The 8596-nt window shown below is 62.3% G+C and carries 8 protein-coding genes; 4 read left to right on the top strand and 4 right to left on the bottom strand.

The features are described from left to right. The first annotated feature begins 88 nt into the window (after window positions 1-88). The 3 genes from Q390_RS18100 to Q390_RS0109540 all read left to right on the top strand — a co-directional run bounded on the left by Q390_RS18100 (window position 89) and on the right by Q390_RS0109540 (window position 4826). Window positions 89-1031 (top strand): IS5 family transposase gene (locus Q390_RS18100; RefSeq protein ID WP_156949847.1). Its coding sequence is split into 2 segments (ribosomal slippage): window positions 89-244 and window positions 246-1031, totalling 942 coding nucleotides; the frame shifts between segments, so codons are not numbered across the junction. Window positions 1032-1383: 352 nt separating this feature from the next. After that, window positions 1384-3105, top strand: a complete 1722-nt coding sequence (ggt, locus tag Q390_RS18095; protein ID WP_084153859.1) for a gamma-glutamyltransferase — start codon at window positions 1384-1386, stop codon at window positions 3103-3105. Between the two features lie 218 nt (window positions 3106-3323). Further along, window positions 3324-4826 carry a Do family serine endopeptidase gene (locus Q390_RS0109540; protein WP_027995858.1) on the top strand — a complete coding sequence of 501 codons (1503 nt, stop codon included), beginning with the start codon at window positions 3324-3326 and terminating at the stop codon, window positions 4824-4826. Between the two features lie 52 nt (window positions 4827-4878). Here the strand turns inward: Q390_RS0109540 and Q390_RS0109535 are convergent, their stop codons facing one another. The 4 genes from Q390_RS0109535 to Q390_RS0109520 form a co-directional block, all read right to left on the bottom strand. Next, a complete protein-coding gene (locus Q390_RS0109535) occupies window positions 4879-5190 on the bottom strand; it encodes a 2Fe-2S iron-sulfur cluster-binding protein (RefSeq protein WP_037472621.1) in 312 nt (103 codons plus the stop codon). Window positions 5191-5221: 31 nt separating this feature from the next. Then, on the bottom strand, window positions 5222-5848 hold the full coding sequence (locus Q390_RS0109530) for a DUF938 domain-containing protein (RefSeq protein ID WP_027995856.1): 627 nt from the start codon (window positions 5846-5848) through the stop codon (window positions 5222-5224). Between the two features lie 387 nt (window positions 5849-6235). Further along, a complete protein-coding gene (locus tag Q390_RS0109525; RefSeq protein WP_027995855.1) occupies window positions 6236-6514 on the bottom strand; it encodes a DUF427 domain-containing protein in 279 nt (92 codons plus the stop codon). 77 nt (window positions 6515-6591) lie between these two features. Further along, complete coding sequence (locus Q390_RS0109520) at window positions 6592-7479, bottom strand: NUDIX hydrolase (RefSeq protein WP_027995854.1); 888 nt, start codon at window positions 7477-7479, stop codon at window positions 6592-6594. Between the two features lie 139 nt (window positions 7480-7618). On the opposite strand from Q390_RS0109520, the gene Q390_RS0109515 reads away from it, so the two are divergent. Beyond that, window positions 7619-8527, top strand: coding sequence for an SDR family NAD(P)-dependent oxidoreductase (locus Q390_RS0109515; protein WP_027995853.1), 909 nt, complete (start codon window positions 7619-7621; stop codon window positions 8525-8527). Window positions 8528-8596: the final 69 nt, after the last annotated feature.

Genomic DNA, 8596 nt, shown 5'->3' with positions numbered 1-8596 from the left:
AGGAAACTCTGCAAAACCTCCTCCGTTGTCTGGCAGGCGTCAGCCTGCCATGGCATCCTCTTTGCCCATGAAGTAATCGAGCCTTGATCTGAACCTGAGCACCAGAAGAACCCGCAAGCAGGAGTTTCTGGCCCAGATGGAACGCGTGGTCCCCTGGACTGCGCTGGTCGAGCTCATCGCCCCGTACTACCCCGAAGGCAAGAACGGCCGCCCACCCTTTGCGCTGGAGACCATGCTGCGAGTTGCATTTCATGCAGCAATGGTTCAGCTTGTCAGAGTCGGCCATGGAAGAGGCCTTCTTCGATACGCCTTTGTTGCGCGAATTTGCCCAGCTTGACGCCCATGGCCGGCTGCCCGATGAGAGCACCATCCTGCGTTTCCGCCACCGGCTGGAGCGCCATAAATTGGCCGATCAGCTCCTGGCCACCGTCAATGACCTGCTCGAGCAGCGCGGCCTGCTGCTCAGGGCCGGCACGGCAGTCGATGCCACACTGATCGCCGCACCCCGCTCCACCAAGAACAAAGCCAAGGAGCGCGACCCTGAGATGCATTCGAGCCAGAAAGGCAAGCAGTGGTATTTTGGGATGAAGGCACACATCGGCGTAGATGCTGACTCAGGGCTGGTACACACCGTGCGCGGCACCTCGGGCAATGTGGCCGACGTCACTGAAGGCAACAGCTTGCTGCATGGCGCAGAAACCGATGTCTACGGTGATGCTGGCTACCAGGGCTCGCACAAGCGAGCTGATGCTAAAGAGGGAGTCACTTGGCATGTGGCGCTGCGCCCGGGTAAGCGCAAAGCGCTGGACAAGGAAAACAATCCCATCGATGCCCTGACTGACTTGCTGGAGAAGGTCTTGGCCGGCATCCGTGCCAAGGTTGAGCATCCGTTCAGAGTGCTCAAGCGCCAAGTTGGCTACGAGAAGGTGCGCTACCGGGGATTGAAGAAGAACACGCTGCAACTCAAGACGCTGTTTGCGCTGTCAAACCTGTGGATGCTTCGCCATACGTTGATGGCGACGCAGGGGTGAGTGCGCCCAAAAACAGGGCGAGGGCTGCGAATGCGGCAGAAACGCTCCCAGCGGGGAGCGAAAAAGCATGAATTCATGCCTGCTCAGTGCAATATTGCATCCAGTGAAAAATCCAGTGCCTGTAGCACGCTCAGTTATGAGTTTTTCAGACCATCCTTAAATGAATTAATTTTTTACATAAAAACTTATTTAATTAATTCTTTAATTATCAAAGTTTGTGGTTCATAGCATTTTATTCAGGGTATTCCCTTGGGGGTCTACAAATGCTCAAGACAGCGATGGTAAATCCCAGCAGAATGAAATCCGCCCAAAAATTGGGTCAATGGATGGAAAACCAATAATGGAGAATGTCATGAATCATGTATCTTTTCTATTGCGCAGGCGCACCTTCGTTGCGGTGGCGCTGTTGGCCGGGGTGGTGGGCTGTGGCGGCTCTGACGATCCACAGTATCCGCCGCCGCTGCTGAAGGCCGCAGCCGTTTCAGCGCCTGACCCATTTGGCGCTGCGGCGGCCAAATTGATTCTCGAACAGGGCGGCAATGCGGTCGATGCCGGTGTCGCCGTTGGGTTTACTTTGGCAGTTACTTTGCCATCGGCCGGAAATATCGGCGGCGGCGGTTTCATGACCGTTTACATGGACGGTAAGCCCTACTTTATCGATTACCGGGAAAAAGCCCCCGGCGCTGCCACGCCGACCATGTACCTGGACGCCAACGGCGATGTGATTCCACGCTTAAGCCTGGACGGCTCTCTGGCCGCGGGGGTTCCGGGGACCGTGGCTGGCATGCAAGCCGTGCACCAGAAATTCGGTAAATTGAGCTGGAGTCAGGTACTGGCACCGGCCATTGGTTATGCCCGGGCCGGTTTCATGGCTTACAACACGGCCAGCCCCACGACCACGGCCAGCCGCAGCAACTTCAACAACTACTTTGGCGGCAAGATGGTGGCCGGTCAGTTGTTCAAGCAGCCTGAACTGGCCAACACCTTGCAGCGCATCAGCGACAACGGCGCCGACGAGTTCTACAAAGGCCAGACCGCTGACCTGCTGGTGGCACAAATGCAGCGCACCCAGGGTCTGATCTCCAAGGCGGACTTGGCGAACTACCAAGCGGTGTGGCGCGACCCCGTCGCCATCGACTGGAACGGCTACACGGTCTACACCGCGCCGCCTCCGAGTTCGGGCGGCTTCGGCATTGGTCAATTGCTGAAAATGAAGAGCTTCCTGGCGCCCCAATTTGCCAATGCGCCGCTGAACTCTGCGCAGTACCTGCACCTGATGGCCGAAATGGAAAAGAGGGTGTTTGCCGATCGCGCGCAGTACCTCGGGGACTCGGATTTTTTCAGCGTACCGATGTCCACCCTGCTGTCGGACGACTACCTGCGCCGGCGCGCCGCTGAGGTCAACCCCCTGGTGCCGACCCCTCTGGCACAGATCCAGCCCGGCCTGGGCACCGACTTGCCGGCCGCTCCTGGGGCGACGGAGAAACCCCAGACCACGCACTTCTCCATTGTGGACAAATGGGGCAATGCCGTGTCCAACACCTACACGCTCAATGGCGGCTATGGCAGTGGCATCGTGGTGGAGGGCGCCGGCTTCCTGTTGAACAACGAGATGGACGACTTTGCCGCCAAACCCGGCGTGCCAAACCAGTTTGGCGTGGTGGGTTCGGATGCCAACTCGGTGCAGCCCAACAAGCGCCCCCTGTCGTCCATGAGTCCGACCATTGCCACCCAGAACGGCAAGGTTGCGCTGGTGCTGGGTACGCCGGGCGGTTCGCGTATCTTTACCAGTGTGTATCAGGTGCTGGTGGATGTGCTGGAGTACAAGCTGCCTATCGCCGAGGCACAGGCGCAACCGCGCTTTCACCACCAGCTGCTGCCGGATAACGTGATTGAGTACGAAGCCAGTAAGTACCCGGCATCGGTGGGGACGGACCTCACCAATCGCGGCTGGATCATGAAGGACGGCGTAGGCGGTGGATTGAATATAGAAGCGGTGCAGGTGATCGGCGACATGCCGTATCCCGTGACCGATCCGCGCGGGAAAAACGGCGCGGTGAGCGTCATCTACTGAGCGCTCCGGGCGGGCACCGCTGCGGCCGATAGGCTGCCGGCGGTTGCCACCCCTCCGCCAGGCTTCCAGCCCCATCGCCTGCATGGCCAGCGCTGGGGCTGGGAGCTGCTTGCATCCGGACACCAAGTCGGCGCCGCAACCAGCGCCGGTGCTAAGCGGGGCCTAAGTTTGCAGGCGGACACTGCCTTCCATTACAGCCACTTTGGAAGGTACACACCATGAACTCGCTCCTTACTTCTCCGCGCCGACTGGTCTTGGCGCTCGTTGCCGCTGGCATGGTGGGCGCGGGCGGCGCTGGTCTGGTCACGGGTCTGCACACACGCGCGATGGCTGCGCCAGTGCCCGCTGTGGCCGTGGCGGCTGCGCCCGACACCATGACCGTGCCCAACTTTGCCGACATCACTGCGCGCAATGGCGCCGCCGTGGTCAACATCAGCGTCAGTGGCCTGAGTAAAACCTCCCGGGACGATGAGGGCGGTGCTGCGGCACAAAAACGCGGTATGCCCAACCTGGATCCGAACGATCCGATGTTTCAGTTTTTCAAGCGCTTTGGTATGCCGGGCGGTGGCGCCATGCCCGACCAGCACCCGGTACCGATGCGCGGCCAGGGCTCGGGTTTCATCATCAGCCCCGATGGGCTGATCCTGACCAACGCCCATGTGGTCAAGGACGCCACCGAAGTGACCGTCAAGCTCACCGACCGGCGCGAATTTGTCGCCAAGGTGCTGGGCGCTGATCCGCAGACCGATGTGGCGGTGCTGAAGATCGATGCCAAGAGCCTGCCGGTTGTCAAGCTGGGCAGTACCAGTGACTTGCGGGTCGGCGAATGGGTACTGGCCATCGGCTCGCCGTTTGGTTTTGAAAACAGCGTTACGGCGGGGGTGGTCAGTGCCAAGGGGCGCTCGCTGCCGGACGATGGTTTTGTGCCGTTCATTCAGACCGATGTCGCCGTGAACCCCGGTAACTCGGGTGGGCCCTTGTTCAACGCCCGCGGCGAGGTGGTGGGCATCAACTCGCAGATCTACAGCCGTACCGGGGGCTACCAAGGCGTGTCGTTTGCCATTCCGATCGAACTGGCGGCGCGTGTGAAAGACCAGATCGTGGCCACCGGTGAGGCCCGCCATGCCCGGCTGGGCGTGTCGGTACAAGAGGTCAATCAGGCTTTTGCCGACTCGTTTAAGCTCGCCAAACCCGAGGGTGCGCTGGTGGCCAGCGTCGAAAAAAGCAGTCCTGCCGCCAAGGCGGGGCTGGAGCCGGGGGATGTGATCCAGCAGATCGATGGCAAGCCCATCGTTGCTTCAGGCGATTTGCCGGCCTATATCGGCCAGACGCTGCCGGGGCAAAAGGTGGAGCTGGGTATCTGGCGCCAGGGCGAAAGCAAGCAGCTCAGCGCCACGCTGGGCAGCGTCGGCGACAAGGCGGCCAAGGGCGAGCGCACCGCCTCGGCCGCAGGCCAGGGCCAGCTGGGTCTGGCGTTGCGGCCCCTGAGCGTGGATGAAAAACGTGAATCCGGGATCGACACCGGTCTGTTGATCGAAGACGCCAGTGGCCCGGCGGCCAGCGCGGGGGTGCAGGCCGGTGATATGTTGCTGTCCATCAATGGCACGGCCGCCAAGAGCGTGGACGGGGTGCGCGCCGCCATGGCCAAGGCCGGCAAGACGGTGGCGCTGCTGATCTGGCGTGATGGCGAGAAGATTTTTGTGCCGGTACGGCTGGGCTGATGGCATCAACAGGTTCAGCGCGGCCAGCACGTCCAGCACGCTGAACACGTTTTCAGCCGTCCACTTTTTCCAGCACCACGTCCGTGGCCGGGTAGGCGACGCAGGGCAGCACGCAGCCCTGCGCTTTTTCTTCGGCGGACAGGCCAGGCCATTCGATGGCGTAGCGCACGCTGCCACTGCGCAGCTGGCCGATACAAGTGCGGCAAGTGCCGTTGCGGCACGAGCTGGGCCAGTCGATGCCGCCCTGTTCCAGCGACAGCAATAGCGGCTGCTCGGGCCAGGCGTCACATTGCTGGCCGTCGGCCGTATAGGCCGTAAAAAAGGGCGCGCACAGCGGGGAAAGAGATGCGTCGGCAGAGGTCATGGGGCAGTCACCAAGTCAAAAAATCAGGGGATCAGGCGCTGCGCGCTCGCTCAAACAACAGCAGCAGGTTGTTGGACGGCAGCGCATGGCGTGCGCTGAGTTGCAGGCCAGCGCGCGCGGCCTCGGCGGCGACGTCGTGCAACTGGCGAATGCCCCAGGCCGGGTTGCGTTGGCGCAGGCTGGCATCAAAGGCCCGGTTGCTGGGCGCGGTGGGCACGCCGTCCTCCAGATACGGGCCGTAGGTGACCAGTCGGCCCTGCGGCGCCAGACAGCGCGCCGTGCCCTGCATCAGTCCAGCGCAGCAGGCCCAGGGGGCGATGTGCAGCAGGTTGGCGCAATACACCAAGTCAAACGGCGCGCTGAAGGTCGCCCCGCTACTAGGCCAGTGCGCATCCAGCACGTCCAGTAACACCGGTGGGCGCACGTTGGACACGTCGGCTGCCGTGCACTGGGCCTGGAGGGTGTCAAAGGCGTCCGGTTGCGCGTCGCTCGGTTGCCAAGTCCAGCCGGGCAGGGCGGCAGCAAAGTGGGCCACATGCTGGCCGGTGCCGCTGGCGATCTCCAGCGCGCTGCCGCTGGCGGGCAGCAGGGCTTGCAGCACGTGCAGGATGGGCTGGCGGTTGCGCTCGGCGGCGCTGCTGTGCAGGTGGGGGCGCATAGATAAAGGGTAAAAATTGCCTGTAATGCAGGTGTAGTAAGCGGTAATAGCTATCAATAAAAGAGTGATGGGGGCTGTTTGTCGCCCTGGATGAGGCCCTACCAGTTTGCTTAAAAATTCAGCAGCTCAAGCTATTGGCTTGTAAATCAAGCACTTGGAACGCTCATACAAGACTTGTGCAGACTTATCCACAACATTGTCCAGTGCGCAGCGGGATAAGCCGGGCCAATGGTGGCGTTGACTGATTAAAAAACAGGCAGTACAGGGCTTTTCTTTCTATATCAACCACTTGCGCTGGTCATACAGCGCTGGCCGAAAGTTGTCCACAGGATTGTCCAGTGCCATCAGGGATAACCCACCGGCTGTGGATGACCCGTCTTGCAAGGTTCAGGCGACGGTGACGCCCTTCCAGAACGCCACGCGGCCGCGCACTTCTTCGGCTTCGGGGCGCGGGTCGGCATACGTCCAGGCGGCGTCGGGGTTGAGTTCGCCATCGACCAGCAGCGAGAAATACGTCGCCTGGCCTTTCCAGGGGCACATGCTTTTGTGGTTGCTGAAGGTGAAGTGCTCATGTCGCAGCGCACTTTCGGGAAAGTAGTGGTTGCCTTCGACCAGCACGGTATCGTCGCTTTCGGCGACAACAACGCCATTCCAGGTAGCTTGCATGGGGAACTCCTTGTGGGGGTTTGAGGGGTGAAAATGGCTGTAGCGCAGGTGTGGCAAGCGCTTTCAGCTATCAAAAATTATAAATTCCACAGCGCGTCAAAACCGCCTTCCGGAATAAAGCGCTGCTGCTGCCAGTGCATCCGCGTTGGCCCGGGCAGGGCACGTTCGCGTACCGAGTGCTGTGCGTCGCCAGGGTAGCAAATGATGCGCTGGCCGTCGCAGTCATAGGCCTCGGGCAGGATGGTCGGTGGTGGCTGGCGGCGGGCGGCGTCCAGCACGCTGGCGACTTGGCGGTGCTGCGCCAGTTGGGCCAGCGTCATGATTTGCGGAGGTACCAACTCGATCTGTCCGTCGCGGTATTGCTCCAGTGCGGTGCGCGGTTGGATCCAGACGCTCTCGGTGGTTTCTTCGTTGTCGTGCAGGGCGGTTTGTCCGGCTGGGGCCGGGGCGACAAAAAAGCGCGTATCAAAGCGGCGCGGGCCGACGGACGGCGCCAGCGGCGTGATCCAGCGCGACCAGGGCGTCAACTGGCGCGTCTGCAGGCGCAGTTGCAGCAGCGTCAGTACGTCGCCAAACGCCATGCCGCCGCGCAGCAGGGCGCGAGCGCGCAGCGCGTCCACCGCTGCGCTCTGGTGCACAGCCTCCGCCAGCAGCAGGCCGCATTCCTCCAGCGCTTCGCGCAGCGCCGCCACGTACAGGCCGCTGGCGGTGGCGGTGTCGGTGCCGGGCTCGTGCAGGCTGTGGTGCAGGTCGGCGGCGCTCTGGTCGAGCAGGTGGGCACCGTCCAGCGTGGTGTCGGCCGTGTCCAGTTTGCCGCCCGGAAACACATACACCCCGGCCATGGTCGATGCCTGGGGGGTGCGGCGCAGCAATAGCACTTCCATGCCGTGGTCGGTGTTGCGCAGCAGCGCCACGGAAGCCGAGGCGCGGGGTGTTTCAGAAGTGGTGTGGGGGGCGGGCTGCATGGGGGCTTTCAGGGCAAAGAAGGCGCTGACGATACTGGGAATGGAGTTCCCTGTCGCGTAGAGTGCAGACACGCAGCGTTGTTGCGTTTATTTTGGCCGGATCTGCAACCATTTTTTCAACCACAGGAGTGACACTGCCATGGGTATTGATTTCAAAGGTCGGGTAGCTATCGTGACGGGGGCCGGCGGGGGCCTGGGGCGCGAACATGCGCTGGCGTTGGCCGCGCGTGGTGCCAAGGTGCTGGTCAACGATCTGGGTGGCGGCGTGCACGGCGAGAGCGGCTCGATCAGCCCGGCGCAGGCGGTGGTGGACGAGATCCGCGCGGCGGGTGGCGAGGCGCTGGTCAACGGCGCCTCAGTGGCCGATTTTGTCGCAGTGCAGGCCATGGTGCAGCAGGCCATAGACGCCTGGGGCCGGGTCGATGTGCTGGTCAACAACGCTGGCATTTTGCGCGACAAGAGTTTTGCCAAGATGGAGCTGGCCGATTTTTGCCTGGTGCTGGAAGTGCACCTGATGGGCGCCGTGCACTGCAGCAAGGCGGTGTGGCCGCACATGCTGGCGCAGGAATACGGCCGCATCGTCATGACGACCTCGTCTACCGGGCTGTACGGCAACTTTGGCCAAAGCAACTACGGTGCCGCCAAGCTGGCGCTGGTGGGGTTGATGCAGACCCTGGGCCTGGAAGGGGACAAGCACAACATTCGTGTCAACGCGCTGGCGCCGACGGCGCACACGCGCATGACCGAAGGCCTGCTGCCTGACGCAGTGCTGGCCGCACTAGAGCCAGCCGCGGTGGTGCCCGCGATGCTGGTGCTGGCGCACGAAGACGCGCCGACGCGCACTATCCTGTGCGCCGGTGCCGGCAGCTTTGAGGCCGCGCAGATCACGCTGACGCAGGGCATCTACCTGGGCGCTGGCGCCGACGTAGCCGAGCAACTGGCGGCGCGTCTGGCCGAAGTGACCGATGCCAGTGCCGCCCAGGTGCCCCACAGCGGCTCGGAGCAGGGCACGACAGAACTGCAAAAAGCCCTGGCTGCGCACCGCTGAAAGACGTCCCCGCAGCCTGGCGCCGATGCAGCGCGCCAGTTGCAGCACGAAAAACCGCCAGCGCGCTGA

The sequence above is a fragment of the Simplicispira psychrophila DSM 11588 genome (assembly GCF_000688255.1).
Lineage (GTDB): Bacteria > Pseudomonadota > Gammaproteobacteria > Burkholderiales > Burkholderiaceae_C > Simplicispira > Simplicispira psychrophila.
Note: the sequence above shows the minus strand (reverse complement) of the source record. Positions and strands in the feature narration are given on the sequence as shown.